The organism is Massilia polaris (assembly GCF_012927275.1).
GTDB lineage: Bacteria > Pseudomonadota > Gammaproteobacteria > Burkholderiales > Burkholderiaceae_D > Telluria_A > Telluria_A polaris.
In genome coordinates, this window is sequence record NZ_JABBGG010000001.1 from 530,365 (window position 1) to 545,854 (window position 15,490).

16 protein-coding genes are annotated in these 15,490 nt (G+C 62.5%); 11 read left to right on the forward strand and 5 right to left on the reverse strand.

The window, feature by feature from the left end; translation table 11 throughout:
* Nucleotides 1-20: 20 nt before the first annotated feature.
* Both HHL21_RS02475 and HHL21_RS02480 read right to left on the reverse strand, forming a co-directional pair.
* Complete coding sequence (locus HHL21_RS02475) at nt 21-899, reverse strand: serine hydrolase (protein WP_169463651.1); 879 nt, start codon at nt 897-899, stop codon at nt 21-23.
* Nucleotides 900-1,214: 315 nt separating this feature from the next.
* Nucleotides 1,215-2,231 carry a sulfate ABC transporter substrate-binding protein gene (locus HHL21_RS02480; protein WP_169463652.1) on the reverse strand — a complete coding sequence of 339 codons (1,017 nt, stop codon included), beginning with the start codon at nt 2,229-2,231 and terminating at the stop codon, nt 1,215-1,217.
* Between the two features lie 231 nt (nt 2,232-2,462).
* Between HHL21_RS02480 and HHL21_RS02485 the strand changes: the two genes are divergently transcribed.
* The 3 genes from HHL21_RS02485 to HHL21_RS02495 all read left to right on the forward strand — a co-directional run bounded on the left by HHL21_RS02485 (nt 2,463) and on the right by HHL21_RS02495 (nt 4,040).
* Nucleotides 2,463-2,987 carry a GNAT family N-acetyltransferase gene (locus HHL21_RS02485; protein ID WP_229495875.1) on the forward strand — a complete coding sequence of 175 codons (525 nt, stop codon included), beginning with the start codon at nt 2,463-2,465 and terminating at the stop codon, nt 2,985-2,987.
* A gap of 27 nt (nt 2,988-3,014) precedes the next feature.
* Nucleotides 3,015-3,650 (forward strand): peptidoglycan L,D-endopeptidase MepK, encoded by a 636-nt coding sequence (locus HHL21_RS02490; RefSeq protein WP_169463654.1) that lies wholly within the window; start codon nt 3,015-3,017, stop codon nt 3,648-3,650.
* A gap of 84 nt (nt 3,651-3,734) precedes the next feature.
* Entirely contained in the window at nt 3,735-4,040 is a 306-nt protein-coding gene (locus tag HHL21_RS02495) for a DUF378 domain-containing protein (RefSeq protein ID WP_169463655.1), read from the forward strand.
* A gap of 46 nt (nt 4,041-4,086) precedes the next feature.
* Here HHL21_RS02495 and HHL21_RS02500 read toward each other — a convergent pair whose 3' ends face one another.
* On the reverse strand, nt 4,087-4,299 hold the full coding sequence (locus HHL21_RS02500) for a DUF3460 family protein (protein ID WP_169463656.1): 213 nt from the start codon (nt 4,297-4,299) through the stop codon (nt 4,087-4,089).
* A gap of 113 nt (nt 4,300-4,412) precedes the next feature.
* On the opposite strand from HHL21_RS02500, the gene HHL21_RS02505 reads away from it, so the two are divergent.
* From HHL21_RS02505 to HHL21_RS02520, 4 genes are all read left to right on the forward strand, one after another.
* A complete protein-coding gene (locus HHL21_RS02505) occupies nt 4,413-4,844 on the forward strand; it encodes a hypothetical protein (protein WP_169463657.1) in 432 nt (143 codons plus the stop codon).
* Nucleotides 4,845-4,919: 75 nt separating this feature from the next.
* Entirely contained in the window at nt 4,920-5,717 is a 798-nt protein-coding gene (locus tag HHL21_RS02510; protein ID WP_169463658.1) for a transporter substrate-binding domain-containing protein, read from the forward strand.
* 45 nt (nt 5,718-5,762) lie between these two features.
* Nucleotides 5,763-6,377, forward strand: coding sequence for an amino acid ABC transporter permease (locus tag HHL21_RS02515; RefSeq protein ID WP_169463912.1), 615 nt, complete (start codon nt 5,763-5,765; stop codon nt 6,375-6,377).
* A 108-nt stretch (nt 6,378-6,485) separates the two neighbouring features.
* Complete coding sequence (locus HHL21_RS02520; protein WP_229495878.1) at nt 6,486-8,744, forward strand: putative bifunctional diguanylate cyclase/phosphodiesterase; 2,259 nt, start codon at nt 6,486-6,488, stop codon at nt 8,742-8,744.
* A 45-nt stretch (nt 8,745-8,789) separates the two neighbouring features.
* Here HHL21_RS02520 and HHL21_RS02525 read toward each other — a convergent pair whose 3' ends face one another.
* Together HHL21_RS02525 and HHL21_RS02530 are read right to left on the reverse strand one after the other, a co-directional pair.
* A complete protein-coding gene (locus HHL21_RS02525) occupies nt 8,790-9,728 on the reverse strand; it encodes an alpha/beta hydrolase (RefSeq protein ID WP_169463659.1) in 939 nt (312 codons plus the stop codon).
* Nucleotides 9,729-9,738: 10 nt separating this feature from the next.
* Nucleotides 9,739-11,415: an electron transfer flavoprotein-ubiquinone oxidoreductase gene (locus HHL21_RS02530; RefSeq protein WP_206085512.1), complete on the reverse strand. Its 1,677-nt coding sequence runs from the start codon at nt 11,413-11,415 to the stop codon at nt 9,739-9,741.
* 163 nt (nt 11,416-11,578) lie between these two features.
* Here HHL21_RS02530 and HHL21_RS02535 point away from each other — a divergent pair, with 163 nt between their 5' ends.
* The 4 genes from HHL21_RS02535 (at nt 11,579) to HHL21_RS02550 (ending at nt 15,489) form a co-directional block, all read left to right on the forward strand.
* Nucleotides 11,579-12,355, forward strand: coding sequence for an SDR family oxidoreductase (locus HHL21_RS02535; protein ID WP_169463660.1), 777 nt, complete (start codon nt 11,579-11,581; stop codon nt 12,353-12,355).
* Nucleotides 12,352-12,771, forward strand: a complete 420-nt coding sequence (locus HHL21_RS02540; RefSeq protein ID WP_169463661.1) for an acyl-CoA thioesterase — start codon at nt 12,352-12,354, stop codon at nt 12,769-12,771. Before HHL21_RS02535 ends, HHL21_RS02540 begins: the two co-directional genes overlap by 4 nt.
* Before the next feature lie 93 nt (nt 12,772-12,864).
* Nucleotides 12,865-14,436 (forward strand): EAL domain-containing protein, encoded by a 1,572-nt coding sequence (locus tag HHL21_RS02545; protein WP_169463662.1) that lies wholly within the window; start codon nt 12,865-12,867, stop codon nt 14,434-14,436.
* Between the two features lie 312 nt (nt 14,437-14,748).
* Nucleotides 14,749-15,489, forward strand: a complete 741-nt coding sequence (locus HHL21_RS02550) for a beta-ketoacyl synthase chain length factor (RefSeq protein ID WP_169463663.1) — start codon at nt 14,749-14,751, stop codon at nt 15,487-15,489.
* Nucleotide 15,490 lies beyond the last annotated feature (1 nt).

Sequence of the window (15,490 nt, forward strand, 5' to 3'; positions counted from 1 at the left end):
TTTTCTTATCCGCGACCGCTTTAACGGCGGCGGCGCTTCTTTTGAGCGGCGGTCTTGGCGCGTTTGCGCATGGAAGGCTTTCGCACCGACGCTTTTGCCATCACCGGCGACTCGCCGCCGTTGATGAAGCGGCGGATGTTGAGCGCGTCGAGCACGCGCGACGAACTTGATTTCGCATTCAGCATTACCAGCGTGGCGCGCTTGCCCGCAGTCGTGATGCGCATGATCAGGCAGCGGCCCGCTTCTTCGGTGTAGCCGGTCTTCGACAGGCCGATGTCCCAGCCCTTGGCGCCGACCAGGCGATTGGTGTTGCGGAAGCCGACGCTGCGGCCGTTAATGTTGATCATGTCCTTCGCATCGGTGGTCATCTCGACGATGGTCGGATAGGCGGCGGAAGCCGCGGCCATCTTGACCAGGTCCCCGGCGGTCGACTTGTTCGCCGGCGACAGGCCGGTCGGCTCTTCGATCACGGTCTGGCTCATGCCCAGCGAACGGATCTTGGCGCGGACCGCCGCCTTGAAGCCGGCAGGGCCGCCTTCAAAGGTGCGCGCCAGCGATGCGGCGGCGCGGTTATCGGACGACATCAGGGCCAGCTGCAACACGTCGCGGCGGCTGATCTTCGAGCCGACCGGAACGCGCGAGGTGCTGTGCTTGAGGGTGTCGACGTCGCGCTGCTGGATCGCGATCATTTCATCCATGTCCTGGTTGGCGTCGAGGACCACCATCGCCGTCATCAGCTTGGTCAGCGACGCGATCGAGACGACGCGGTCGGCATTTTTTTCGAGCAGTACCTTGCCGGTGCCGTCTTCAATGACGAGCACCGACTGCGATCCGAATGGCACCGCGAAGGCGGCTGCCGAGACGGACATCAGTACGCTGGCGAGAATTTTTCTGATCATTGTTTGTGACTTGTTCTTCATGTAAGTAGTGAGCGTCGGCGCGCGGGGGATGCGCACTGGAAAAACGCGTATAGCTGTGGAGCAACTACTCTAAGGGCGAAGATATCACCAAGGATGAGTGGTGTCTATGGCGCACGAGCCAAAAGCGGCCTGAACAGTAGAATTCATGTGGTTAATTTCTCTTAGGCAAAGGCTAAGATAGCGGAAGGGCAAGCGGTGTCAGTACAAACCGCTGCTTGTAAACGCTGTCATTCCGGGCATTGCCCGAAATGACTTCCGGGCATTGCCCGGAATGACGCTTGAGACTGAAGTGGTTTATTTGGTCTGGTAGATCTTGTCGAACTCGCCACCGTCGTCGAAGTGCTTCTTCTGCGCCTGTTTCCAGCCGCCGAATACCTCGTCGACCGAGAACAGCGCGATCGGCTTGTAGTTCGCTTCGAACTTCTTGTAGACCGCTTGCGAACGCGGACGCAGGAAGTGTTTCGCGCCAATGGTCTGTCCCTGTTCCGAGTACAGGAAGTTCAGGTAGGCAGTTGCCTGCTTGCGTACCCCGCGGCGGTCGACCACTTTGTCGACAACGGCGACCGGCGCCTCGGCCAGGATCGACGTGGCTGGATAGACCACCTCGAAATCGTCGCCGAATTCGCCGCGTACCATCTGTACTTCATTCTCGAACGTCACCAGCGCGTCGCCAATCTGGCGCTGCGTGAACGTGGTCGTGGCGGCGCGGCCGCCGGCGTCCAGGATCGGGACGTTTTTGAAAATGCGGGTCACCAGGTCGCGCGCCTGCGCTTCGGTGCCGCCCTTTTTGATGACCGAGCCCCACGCCGCCAGGTAGGTGTAGCGGCCGTTACCCGCCGTTTTCGGGTTCGGGATCACCACTTTGACGCCCGGCTTGGCCAGGTCGTCCCAGTTCTTGATGCCCTTCGGGTTGCCCTTGCGGACCAGGAACACCATGGTCGAATAGTAGGGCGCCGCGTTGTTCGGGAACTTCCTGGCCCAGTCCTTGGCCACCAGTCCGCGGTCGGCCAGCATGTCGATGTCGTTGGCCTGGTTCATCGTGACAACCGAGGCTTCCAGTCCGTCCGCTACCGAACGCGCCTGCTTGCTCGAACCGCCGTGCGACTGCTTGATGTTGACGGTTTCGCCAGTGGTTTTCTTGTACTCGGCGATGAAGGCCGGGTTGATTTCCTTGTACAGCTCGCGGGCGACATCATAAGAAACATTCAACAGCTCGGGGTCGGCGGCACTGGCGCTGAACGGGAGGATCATGGCGCCGAACGCGAGGGCGAGGATTCCGCGGCGGACGTGTGCGTTGTTTTTGGTTTGCATGATTACAATGTGCCTCTATTGTGGAAACAGAACTGCATAGTCTAAAATCCTCAGCGAAAACGGAAGTATTCTTTCGTCATATGCTTAGATGGCATAGTGTGGACTGGCGTTCTGCCACCGGGTAGTCGTTCCGCCGCAACGCTCAAGCGCGGGTTTCGATGTATAGTCGTGTTTCATGCGGTTTGAACGGCGGCAATGATTTTTGCCCGGTATTATTTTTCTTGAATGCATATGGGTATTGAGATTCGCACTGCTGTACCGGAAGACGCCACTGCCGTGTGTGCTGTCCTGCGCCGTTCGATTATGGAATGCTGCGCGGAAGACCACCAGAACTGTCCGACCATCCTGGCTTCGTGGCTGGGCAACAAGACGCCCGAGACCGTGGCCACCTGGTTCACCACGCCGAGCAACTTTACCCTGGTCGCCGTCTGCGAAGGCGAAGTCGTCGGCGTCGCCTTGCTGACCCAGGCCGGTAAAGTCTCCCTTTGCTATGTCCTGCCCGAGGTAATGCATCGCGGCATTGGGAAATCCTTGCTGTACGGGCTGGAAGACCGGGCCCGCGACTGGGGCATCAGCGTCATTAAACTCAAGAGCACGGTCAGTGCGCGCGACTTTTATGCGCGTAACGGCTACATTAACGGCGGCAAGGAAATGTCCTGTTTCGGCCTCGAATGCGATTTCTTCTGGAAGAACCTGAACGAACCCGTTACCGACGCCGCCGCCGCAGGCAAGCGCTTCTGCGGCTGCACCGGCTAATAAAACACCATACTAATAATACTAAAGATGCTTACTCGCAGAGACTTCCTCCACCGCGGCCTCGCGGCTGCCGGCGTGCTGTCGGTGCCGCTGGTCGGCGCCTCGAAGGCCATCGCGGCCACGCCCGCCACCGACATCGCCCCGCCGCCCGACCTGTTCGACGCCCAGGCCCTCGACATCGATTTCTGGCTACGCCCGCGCATCCTGAACGTCACGCGCCCGGCCAGCGGCGAAAAGGCGAAGCTGCTGTACTGGAAGGACGGCGAGGTCATCGACTCGGCCTACCAGGAGCTGTGCCACCTGATGCGCGACGTCAACGGCAAGGAAACCGCGCCGATCGACCCCAAGCTGTTCGACACGCTGTGGGGCGCCCAGGCCTTCATCGAACGCTACGGCATGGTGCAGCCGCTCGAAATCCTGTCCGGCTACCGCACGGCGAAATCGAACGCGCGCCTGATCGAGCAGGGCATCCCGGCGGCACGCCAGTCGCTGCACCTGCACGGCAAGGCGGCCGACGTCCGCATCGCCAGCCTGAACCCGGAAGTGCTGGGCGAGCTGGTGCGCAGCTTCCGCCAGGGCGGGGTAGGCTTCTACTACCGTGCCAGCGCGAGCGGCGGCTGGATCCATGCCGATACCGGCGTCAAGCGCAGCTGGAAAGGCTGACGCGCGAGCTGGCGAAAACTTGTGCCCTTGTTTGCTGTCGTAGCTGTATGCCACCGCGTCGGTGGCCATCAACAGGAGGCAACAATGGCAACGATGAACGCACCTGGCATGGAGCGCCGCCATATTCCCGAGCGCCGCAGTACGGCAACCGCTGAGCGCGGCACTTACCTGAACGCGCTGGACTGGGCCGCAACTGTCCTGATGATTGTAGGCGGTCTCAACTGGGGACTGGTCGGCGCGTTCGACTACAACGTCGTGGCGGCACTGTTCGGTTCCGACAGCCCGCTGACACGCCTGGTGTATGCCTTTGTCGGCATCGCAGCGCTGTACGGCGCCTACATGGCCGCCCGGACCGCCGTCGCGCGACCGCTGCCGCCGGGTATGGAATAAGCTGGCGCCGGGGCAGCGACGCCGCAGGGCGCCTCCTGCCCCGCTGTCATTCGTACGAGTAGGGCCGGACCGGCACGCTGTCGCGCCGCTCCTTGTCGAGTTCGGCCAGGTTGGCCTTGTGGTCCCACCAGATGTACCAGCCGCGCAGCTGGTTTTCCTCGGTGTGCGGATGCGCGGCGATGTAGCTGTTGAGGAATTGCTCGTATTCGGACACATAGCCGCCGTGGCCGACACGGTAGGTCTCCTTGCGTGGTTTCATGGCGTCCTCCCTCCATCTATATTGGACTGGGAATCCGGGCAACAAGTTCGGCATATACGGCAGCTGGGAAATGCCGTAGCATACGGGCCGTTGTCGATTATTTTCAGGATGCAATGAAGCCAGAACCACAGATTGCCGCGCCGGACGGCGAGGCCAAGCCGCGTTTTCGTCCGCGCCCGTGGGTTCACCTGGAAACGCCGCAGGACGTCGAGCTGTGGATCGAAGAACATAACCAGAGCCTGCAAGAAAACATCGGCCCGCAGGAGGCTGGCTACGGCGTCTGCTTCACGCTCGCCGAAGGCGGCAACATCTACATGCATACCGGCGCCGACGCCATCATCCTCGACGTCGACCTCGACGCGCGCTGGGTCGCCCCGCTGATCGTCGCCGCCACCCATGCCGAAGAACCGCAGTCCCAGCTCTGGGTGCTGCCGGACGACAAACTGGTCCAGCTGATCATCGGCCTGTCCTGCCTGGTAGCGAGCACGACCCTGGTGGTTGGCCATTATTTTGGCTCACGCAACCGCAAGATGGGCTACGCCTGACCCTTGCTTTGGTGCACATTGACGATTTTTCGGTTATAAAGCCAGACTCAGCTATTGTTTAGAAATGGTGAACGCATGATCCCGACCCGCCGCCGCGCACTGCTCCTTCCCGCCGTCCTGATGGCCGCCACGCTGGCGTTGCCGGCCAGGGCCGCCGACTTGCTCGAGACCGTCAAGGCGCGCGGCACGCTGCGCATCGCGATGGAGGGCACCTATCCGCCATTCAATTTCAAGGACCCGAAGACGGGCCAGCTGGCGGGCTACGATGTCGACGTCGCCAAACTGGTCGCCGCGAAAATGGGCCTGAAGCCGGAGTTCGTCACCACCGAATGGAGCGCGATCCTTGCCGGACTGGGCGCCGGTAAATACGACGCCATCGTCAGCCAGGTCGGCATCAACGCGAAACGCCAGGAAGTCTTCGATTTTTCCGAACCGTACACGTACTCGAATCCCCAGCTCATCGTCCGCAAGAACGAGAAGGCCAGTTACGCCAGCCTGGCCGACCTGAAGGGCAAGAAGCTGGGCGTGGGGCAGGGCAGCGTCTACGAGCAGCAGGCCAAGGCGGTGGCCGGGATCGAGGTCAAGAGCTATCCGGCCGCGCCGGAAAACCTCCAGGACCTGGCGGTCGGCCGCATCGACGCCGCGCTCAACGACAGCCTGATGGTGGCCTACCTGCTGAGCAACTCGAAACTGCCGATCAAGGCCGGCGCGCGGGTGGGCCAGGCCGAGCGCATGGGCATCCCGTTCAAGAAGGGTAACCCGCGGTTCAAGGCGGCGCTCAACAAGGCGCTGCACGATGCGTCGGCCGACGGCAGCCTCAGGCAGGTCTCGATGAAGTGGTTCGGCAGCGACGTGTCGCGCCCGGCGAAATAAGCCGTGACGGAATTGTTCGAGCTGCTGCGCGACGCCGCGCCCGTGATGCTGACGGGCGCCGGCTACACCCTCGTTTTCGCGATGGCGGCGATGATCGGCGGACTGGCGATCGGCTTTCCGGTCGCCGTAATGCGCATGGCGTCGCTGGCCGTGGTGCGCTGGCCGGCCTCGCTGTACGTCAGCATGATGCGCGGCACCCCGCTGCTGGTGCAGATCTTCGTCATCTACTACGGCCTGCCGAGCGTGGGTGTCGAGTTCGATCCGGTGACCGCCGGTGTGCTGGCGCTGTCGCTGAACTCGGGTGCATATCTATCGGAGAGTTTGCGCGGCGCTATCCAGAGCATCAGCCAGGGCCAGTGGCGCGCCAGCTTCAGCCTCGGGCTCGGCTACTGGCAGACCTTGCACCACATCGTCATGCCGCAGGCGCTGCGCGTGGCCGTGCCGTCGATGAGCAATACCTTGATCAGCCTGATCAAGGACACCTCGCTGGTCTCGGTGATCACCGTGACGGAACTGATGCTTGCCACCAAGGAAGTAATCGCCACCACCTTCCAGCCGCTGCCGCTCTACATTGCCGCCGCGGTCATCTACTGGTGCCTCAGCCTGGCCTTCGAAGCGCTGCAACGCAAGGCCGAGCGCCGCCTCAACCGCGCTCACTGATTACTCAATTCAACAAGCGGGATCAATGAACCCTGCTCGACAGGTTCTGCGCGCGCATGCTAGTCTAACCTTTGCTGCAACAGGGCCTGATGTGCCATGCGAGGTGAAATGGATAACGACCATGATTCGGCGACCGAGGCAAACGAACGGTCACAAGACCCTGGCGAACGCGCCCAGCGCGAGCCTGTCCGTTACCCGGACCGGTCCTTTGCCGCCGCGCCGTACGCCTCGCGCGCCGGCATGCTGTTCGTCGATCCCGCTCCGCATTATCCGCTCGAGCCCGTGGTCGACGTCAGCGGCGTCACGGTAGCACGCCTGCGCCACGAAGAAGTGCAGGGCTATTACAACGAGCTGTATTTGCTGGCGCCGGTCGGCTACTTCGTCGTCGCCTTCGACCAGACCATCCTGCAGGCGAACCTGGTCGGCGCCGGGATGCTCGGCATCGAGCGCTCCAATACCCGCGAGCACCGGCTGCGCACGTTCGTCAGTCCGGCCTACCTGTCCGACTTCGACCACTTCTTCAGCGGCGCCATTAACAGCACCACCCCGATCCAGTGCCGGCTCCAGCTCGGGCAGGGCGCGGGCGAGCTGGTGCAAGTGACGCTGCTTGCCAGTGCCGACGGCAGCGGCCAGGCCTGCCGCGTGGTAGTCGAGCGGGCCGAAGGCAAGCTGGCCGCGCTGGAACGCAGCGAGGAGCGCTTTCGCCGCATCGTGCACAGCGCCGAGGAAGGCATCTGGGAGATCGACGCGCAGTCGGTCACCACCTTCGTCAACCCGAAGATGGCCGCCGTGCTCGGCTACGCGATCGAGGAAATGCTGGACCGGAGGCTGGTCGACTTCATGGACGAGGAGGGGCGCGCCATCCTCGAGCGGAACATCGCGCGCCGGCAGCAGGGCATCGCCGAGCGCCACGAATTCAAATTCCTGCGCAAGGACGGGCGCGAGGTCTGGACCGCGATGTCGACCAACCCGATCTTCGACGCCGCCGGCACCTATCTCGGCGCGCTGGCGCTGGTCACCGATATCACCGACCGCAAGGCATCGACCGAATTGATCTGGCAGCAGGCCAACTTCGACCAGCTCACCGGGCTGCCGAACCGCCATATGTTCGTGGACCGGCTACGCCAGGAAGCGCGCAAGGCCGACCGCAACGCCGCCTTCCTCGCGCTGCTGTTCGTCGACCTCGACCACTTCAAGGAAGTCAACGACCGGCACGGGCACGCGGTGGGCGACGCGGTACTGTCGGAAACGGCGCGCCGCATCGCAGCGTGCGTGCGTTCGACCGACACCCTCGCGCGGCTAGGCGGCGACGAGTTCACGGTGATCCTGTCGGCGCTGGACCATGCGGGCAGTGTCGAGCGGATCGCGCAGGCGATGATCGCCGCGCTGTCGCTGGCGTTCGAGGTCGGCGGCCAGCGCATTTTTGTCTCGGCCAGTATCGGCATCGCGCTGTATCCGCCGGACGGGCGCGACCTCGACGAACTGCTCGCGTGCGCCGACCAGGCGATGTACTCGTCCAAGGCCGGCGGGCGCAACCGCTTCAGCTACTTCACGCCGGACCTGCAGGAAGCCGCGAAGGCGCGCCAGAGCATGGGCGCCGACATGCGCGCCGCGATCGCCGCGAAGCAGTTCGAGATCCTGTACCAGCCGATCATCTCGCTCAGTTCGGGCGCGGTGTACAAGGCCGAGGCGCTGCTGCGCTGGCGCCATCCGACGCGCGGGCTGCTCGGGCCTGCGGAGTTCATTCCGTTTGCCGAGTCGAACGGGCTGATCGTCGAGATTGGCGACTGGGTGTTCCGCGAAGCGGCGCGCCAGGCGCGCGCGTGGCAGGCGGCGATCGATCCCTCGTTCCAGGTCAGCGTGAACAAGTCGCCGGTGCAGTTCCGGCGCGACGCGGACATGTATGAAGGATGGTTCAAGTATCTGGAGGAGCTGGGGCTGCCGCGCCAGAGCATGGTGATCGAGATCACCGAGAGCATCCTGATGCAGGGCGCCGACCAGGTGCTGGAGCGGCTGAAGCACTACCGCGCGATGGGCCTGCAGGTGGCGCTGGACGATTTTGGGACGGGGTATTCGTCGCTGTCGCACCTGAAGCGCTTCGATATCGACTATGTGAAGATCGACCAGTCGTTCGTGTCGCAGCTGGAGATCGATGACGGCGACCTGGCGCTGTGCGAGGCGATCATCGTGATGGCGCACAAGCTCGGCTTGAAGGTGGTGGCCGAAGGTGTCGAGACGCCGGGGCAGCGGGAATTGCTGGTCGATGCGGGCTGCGATTACGCGCAAGGATATATGTTCGCGCACCCGATGCCGGCGGCGGAATTTGCGGTGATGGCGCACGAGTCGCGCAGGCGAATCGGCGGATGATCCCCACAGCGGCGGATAAGGGTGAAACCCGCATCCGCCGAATACCTATGGTTTTGGCGCAATCCCCAGCCCGCCAAGGAAGGCGCGAATTTTCTCGTACGCTCCAAGCTGCTGCTCCGCGGTGAACCCGCCATGCCCGCCGCCCGTGATCGTCATGAGCTCGTTCTTCACCCCGGCCTTGTCCAGCGCCTTGTGCAAGCGCGTCGCGTGCGCATACGGCACCAGCGGATCGGCGTCGCCATGAATGGTCAGCACGGCCGGCCCGCCGGCGCGTACATGGCTTAAAGGCGACAGCTGCGCCGCCAGCGCCATCCGCCCCGGCATGCTGCCGAACCAGGCCACCGCATACGAGCGAATGTTCGGACCTTGCAGCATGTCCGCCAGATCGGTGATCCCGTACCAGTTGACCACCGCCGCCACCTTCGGCGCAGCGTTGACATACGGCCCGCTCCACGCAGGCTCGTTGGCCGCGCACTGGTTGGTCATCTCCGAGTCAGGCTTGATCAGCCCTGTGGTGAGCGCCAGCTGGCCGCCCGCCGAGGTGCCGGTGACAACCACCTTGCCCAAATCGAAGTTGTAGCGCTTGGCATTGCGTCCCACCCACTGCAGCGCGCACAGCGCATCTTCCACCGCGGCCGGCGCCAGCGCCGTCTTCGCCAGCCGGTACTCGATGTTCACGACCGCGAAGCCCATCTGCATGTAGGGCAGGGCAGTCAGCGCCGCGCCTTCGCGCGAACCGAATACCCAGCCGCCGCCATGGATGTTGACCAGCACAGGCAGCGGCGCAACCGGCTTGGCGGACGGCACGTAGACGTCCAGCTTCAGGTCACGTCCGCTGACGCTCGCATAGGTCTGGCCAGCATGCACGTCCCACCCGTGATCGAGCAGGACCGCGGTGCGAAAGCCGTCATCGGCAGCCAGCGCAGGGACGGCGCACACGCCGATAAGCATCGCCGCGAACCGGCGCGCAAAGAGGGTCGACATGGCCACCCGCTTACATGTTCGGATAGTTAGGGCCGCCGCCGCCTTCTGGCGTGACCCACACGATGTTCTGTGTCGGATCCTTGATGTCGCAGGTCTTGCAGTGCACGCAATTCTGCGCGTTGATCTGCAGGCGGTCCTGGCCTTCGTCGGTCTTGACGAATTCGTAGACGCCCGCAGGGCAGTAGCGCGCTTCCGGACCGGCGTACTTCGCCAGGTTGACGCTGACCGGGATATCGGCATTCTTCAGCGTCAGGTGCACCGGCTGGTCTTCCGCGTGGTTGGTGTTCGAGATGAACACCGACGACAGGCGGTCGAAGGTCAGCTTGTTATCCGGCTTCGGGTACACGATCGGCGCGTAATTCGCGGCCGGCTTCAGGCACTCGTGGTCGCCGTAGTTGCGGTGCAAGGTCCACGGCGCCTTCCCGCGGAACAGGATCTGGTCGATACCCGTCATGATCGAGCCGAGATACAGGCCCTTGGACAGCCATGGCTTGACGTTGCGCGCCACGTGCAGTTCGTCGTGCAGCCACGACTTCTCGAACGCGGCCGGGTAGGTCGACAGCTCGTCGTACTGGCGCTGTTCGCCGAGTGCCGCGAACACCGATTCAGCGGCCAGCATGCCGGACTTGATCGCGGCGTGGCTGCCTTTGATGCGGCTCATGTTCAGGAAGCCGGCGTCGCAGCCGATCAGCGCGCCGCCCGGGAACACCAGTTTCGGCAGCGACTGCAGGCCGCCCGCGGTGATCGCGCGCGCGCCGTACGAGATGCGCTTGGCGCCTTCGAAGAAGGTGCGGATTTCAGGGTGCGTTTTGTAACGCTGGAATTCCTCGTACGGCGACAGGTACGGGTTCTCGTACGACAGGCCGATCACGTAGCCGACCACGACCTGGTTGTTCTCAAGGTGGTACAGGAAGGAGCCGCCGTAGGTGTCCGACTTGAGCGGCCAGCCGGTGGTGTGGATGACGAGGCCCGGCTTGTGCTTGGCCGGGTCGATTTCCCACAGTTCCTTGATGCCGATGCTGTACGACTGCGGGTCCTTGCCTTCGTCGAGCTTGTATTTGGAAATCAGCTGCTTGCCGAGGTGGCCGCGCGAACCTTCCGCGAACAGCGTGTACTTGGCGTGCAGTTCCATGCCGAGCTGGAAGTCGCCCTTCGGATTGCCGTGGTGGTCGACGCCCATGTTGCCGGTAGCGACGCCCTTGACCGAGCCGTCGTCGTTGTACAGGATTTCGGCGGCCGCGAAGCCAGGGAAGATCTCGACGCCCATCGCCTCGGCCTGCTGTCCCAGCCAGCGCACCACGTTACCGAGCGAGATCACGTAGTTGCCGTGGTTCTCGAAGCAGGCCGGGACCATGAAGCCAGGGGTCTGGTAGGCCTTCTTCTCGGTAAGGAACAGCACGCGGTCTTCGGTCACTTCGGTGTTCAGGGGCGCGCCCAGCTCTTTCCAGTTCGGGATAAGCTCGGTCAGCGCGCGCGGGTCCATCACGGCGCCCGACAAAATATGGGCGCCAAGCTCGCCGCCTTTTTCCAGCACGCAGACGCCGACTTCCTTGCCTTGTTCGGCCGCCAGCTGTTTGATTTTGATTGCCGCGGACAAGCCTGCCGGGCCGCCGCCGACGATCACGACGTCGTACTCCATCGCTTCGCGTGGGCCGTATTGTTCGATAAGGTTGATAGGCTCTGTCATGGTCTGATCAAGGGTAGAAAAAATTTAAGCACGAGTGTGCGGCTTTTTGGTGAGGATTGCAACGTTGGCGGCATTTTACGGGGTTTATTAGACGCAGTAATCTAATCCTGATAATTTGTGTAATGATTATGCTTTCAAAAAAACATCCGACAGGGAGCAAGTCGTGGGCATCGAAGTAAATTTTGAAGGAAAAATTGCACTTGTCACCGGTGCCTCGAGTGGCCTCGGTGCGCGCTTCGCCAAGGCGCTGGCCGGGGCAGGAGCGCAGGTCGTACTGGCTTCGCGCCGGGGCGACCGGCTCAAGGAACTGCGCGCCGAGATCGAAGCCGATGGCGGCGCCGCCCACGTCGTGACGCTCGATGTGACCGACCTCGCCAGCATCAAATCGGCGCTGGCGCACGCTGAAACGGAAGCCGGCCCGATCGACATCCTGGTCAATAATTCAGGCGTCTCAACCACCCAGCGCCTGCTCGATGTCACGCCCGAAGACTATTCCTATGTGATGGACACCAACCTGCGCGGATCGTTCTTCGTCGCGCAGCAGGCGGCCAAGCGCATGATCCAGCGCGCCAAGGGCGACCCGAAAAAGCAGCACCGCATCATCAACATCGCGTCTGTGGCTGGGCTGCGGGTGCTGCCGCAGATCGGCGTGTATTGCATGAGCAAAGCCGGCGTGGTCCAGATGACCAAGGCGATGGCGGTGGAATGGGGCAAGTACAACATCAATGTGAATGCGATCTGCCCAGGCTATATCTCGACCGAGATCAACGAGGAATATTTCGCCACCGAGCAGGGCAAGAAGCTGATCGACATGCTGCCGCGCAAGCGTCCGGGCAAGCCGGAAGACCTCGACGGCCTGCTGCTGTTGCTGGCTGCCGAAGAATCGCACTTCATCAACGGCGCGATCATCACCGCCGACGACGGCATGATGGCGCAATGACGCGCAAGCTCGTTCACACGATGCGGATGCCGATCCGCTGGGGCGACATGGACGCGATGGGCCATGTGAACAACACCGTGTACTTCCGCTATATCGAGCAGGCGCGCATTTCGTGGTTCGACGAGATCGCGTGCACGCCGAATCCGGAAGGCGAAGGGCCGGTGATCGTCAATGCGCACTGTTCGTTCATCAAGCAGCTGAAGTATCCGGGCGAGATCGAGGTGGCCACCCTGGTGGGTCCGCCAGGCCGGTCGAGCTTCGAGATGCATCACGAGATCCGGCTGGTCGGCGCGGACGGGCAGGCGGGTGCGCTGCATTCGGAAGGCGGCGCCAAAGTCGTCTGGGTTAATTACCCGGCCGAGAAATCGGCGCCGCTGCCGGCTGGCTTGCGGGAGCTTCTCGGAAGCGAGTCCTAACGGCTCTCCGGCGGTGCCAGCACGGTATCCCTAAAGCGTATTGGATTTAATCCTGCCGTCGTGCGAGAATTGTTTCGTACCAACGGTGGCGGTATGAATAAATCGACGGCAATAGCCTTGACCATGCTGGTTGGCATCCTCGCGGTGGGCGTACCAGTCTGGCTTGCAGTTGAAGAATCAGGACGCCAGGGGCTGGCAGCTGAGACCGCGCGTGCCCTTAGTTACGCACGGGAAATCATGCGGCGTTCCGATGCCACGGTGGAACAGGTGAACAGCGGCATTGCTAACCTCGAACGTACACCCGCCGGCGAACAATGTTCCGACGAAAACCTGGCACGAATGCGGCAGATCGACCTGGAGTCCACCTATATCCAGGCAGTCGGCTATCTGGACGAAGGGCGCATCGTGTGCTCTTCGCTTGGCCGCGACAGCAAAGACATGGTGCTTGGACCGCCGGATTTCGTGACGCCGATCGGGGCAGTTATCTATAAGGACGTCCGGTTCTCCTTCGCTCAAAAAGAAACATTCGTCGCATTCGGGCGCAATGATTACGTCGCCATCATCCATCGGGGCCAACCGATCGATATCACGACCACCGAAATCGATGTGTCCCTCGCTGTCTTCTCGCTGTCGGATTCGGCGCCACTGACTTCGCGCGGCTTCATCAGTCCCGACTGGGTCAAACGATTAGGCGCACGAACGGAAATAACGTTCGTGGAAAGCGGGTATGTCGTGGCTGTCATGAAGTCGGCGCGCTTCCGAACCATTACCTTGGCCGCTGTCCCGATTGAATACCTCAATTCGCGTACGCGGGAGGCGGCGTGGCGGCTGGTGCCGGTCGGTGTTATTGCAGGCGGCGTGCTTGCGGCGGCGGTATTCATGCTCGCAAGCATTCAGCTTGCCATCCCAGCCGCAATAAAGACAGGGCTGAAACGGGGCGAGTTCTTCCTTCATTACCAGCCTCTCGTGGACCTGCAAACGGGGCAATGGGTTGGCGCCGAGGCCCTCGTGCGCTGGCAGCGGGCAGAAGGGGAACTGGTCCAGCCCGATTTTTTCGTTCCCCTTGCCGAAGAAAATGGCATCATCGGCCTGCTGACGCATCAGGTGTTTGAGCTCGTCGCGCGCGATACCGGCACGTTCCTGAGCCGCCATCCGGAATTTCACATCGCCATCAACTTGTCCGCTGCCGATATGCAGTCCCCCGAGCTGCCTGGCCAGCTCGACCGTTTGCTGAAAACGACGGGTGCGACCACCCGCAACGTCATCGTCGAGATAACCGAACGCAGCCTGTTTAACCCGGCCCTGGCGCGCCGCGTGACGCATGACATCCGCGCCTTGGGATACGGCATCGCCATCGACGACTTCGGGACTGGCTATTCAAGCTTGTCCTACCTTGAGACGCTCGAGGTCGACTATCTGAAGATCGACAAGAGCTTCGTCGATGCGATTGCCACCGACGCGCCGACCAGCCATGTGGTCCAGCACATCATTGAAATGGCCAAGAGCCTGAAGCTGCGCATGATCGCCGAAGGCGTGGGGACGGAGGCGCAGGCCGAATTCCTGCGGCAGCGCGGCGTCGAGTTCGGGCAGGGATGGCTGTTCGGAAAGGCGATGCCGTTCGCGGAACTGGAGCGGCGGATGGCGGAGCTTGCGATGAGGGATTGATTCGCTGCGACCAGAAAAAAGGTTTTATTCTAAAATTACAATTCGTGAGTCTTTCGCTCCCGTTTATCTGCTAATTTACGATAATTCGCCAGGGCCTATGGAACTGTCCCGCAGGTAATGGCTCCTAAACGCTTCGGCTCCCATTCAATCCGCTTTCCTCGCAACCGGTGTCCGGCGCCGTGGGGTGTGACATCCAAGCCTCGACAATCTCATCGTTTGTTGTTTTTCATTAATACCTCGCGCTAGGTTTCCCATAACCAACAGTTTATAATTCCGCGGATATCTATTTGTTACTACTCAGGAAACCCCAGGATGCATGCAGGCGAAGTACGTTTTTCTATTGCCTCGCATGCTGCCTGGGCACCCGCCCTGACGACGCCCGCGGCCTGGTCCGAGTGGGCGGCGGCGCCGTTCCGGATCGCGGGCGGGGACGATGCGCCGGTTCGCGACATGCCTGCCATGCTGCGGCGGCGTGCCGGCTCACTCGGGAAAATGGCGCTTGAAGTAGCTTATCAATGCCTTGACGGCCGCACCGGAGTACCTACCGTTTTTGTATCGCGCCACGGCGAAGTCGCGCGTGCGGTAGACCTGCTGGGCGACCTGGCCAGCGATACTCCCTTGTCACCCACCGCCTTTGGGCTGGCCGTCCATAACGCCAGCGCGGGCCTGTTTTCGATCGCGCGCGGCGACCGCGCCAACCACGTCGCCCTCGCCGCGGGACCCGACGGCGTCGAGCACGCGGTGATCGAGGCGTGCGGACAGCTGGCCGACGGCGCCGATATGGTGCTGCTGGTTGCCTACGACTGCCCCTTGCCGGACCTGCTGGCGCAATTCCAGGACTGCGATGAGCAGCCGTATGCGTGGGCGTGGCTGATGGTTCCGCCCGGCGATGCGCCGGTGTCGCTCGGGTGGTCGGCCTGCGCCGAGGAGACCGCGCCGGCGTCGGCCGCCATGCCGGTCGGCCTGGAAATTCTTCGCTTCCACTTAAACGGGCAGGACGTGCTGGAACGCCGCAGCGGTCCGTGGCGCTGGCTTTGGACGCGCAATGGCTAGG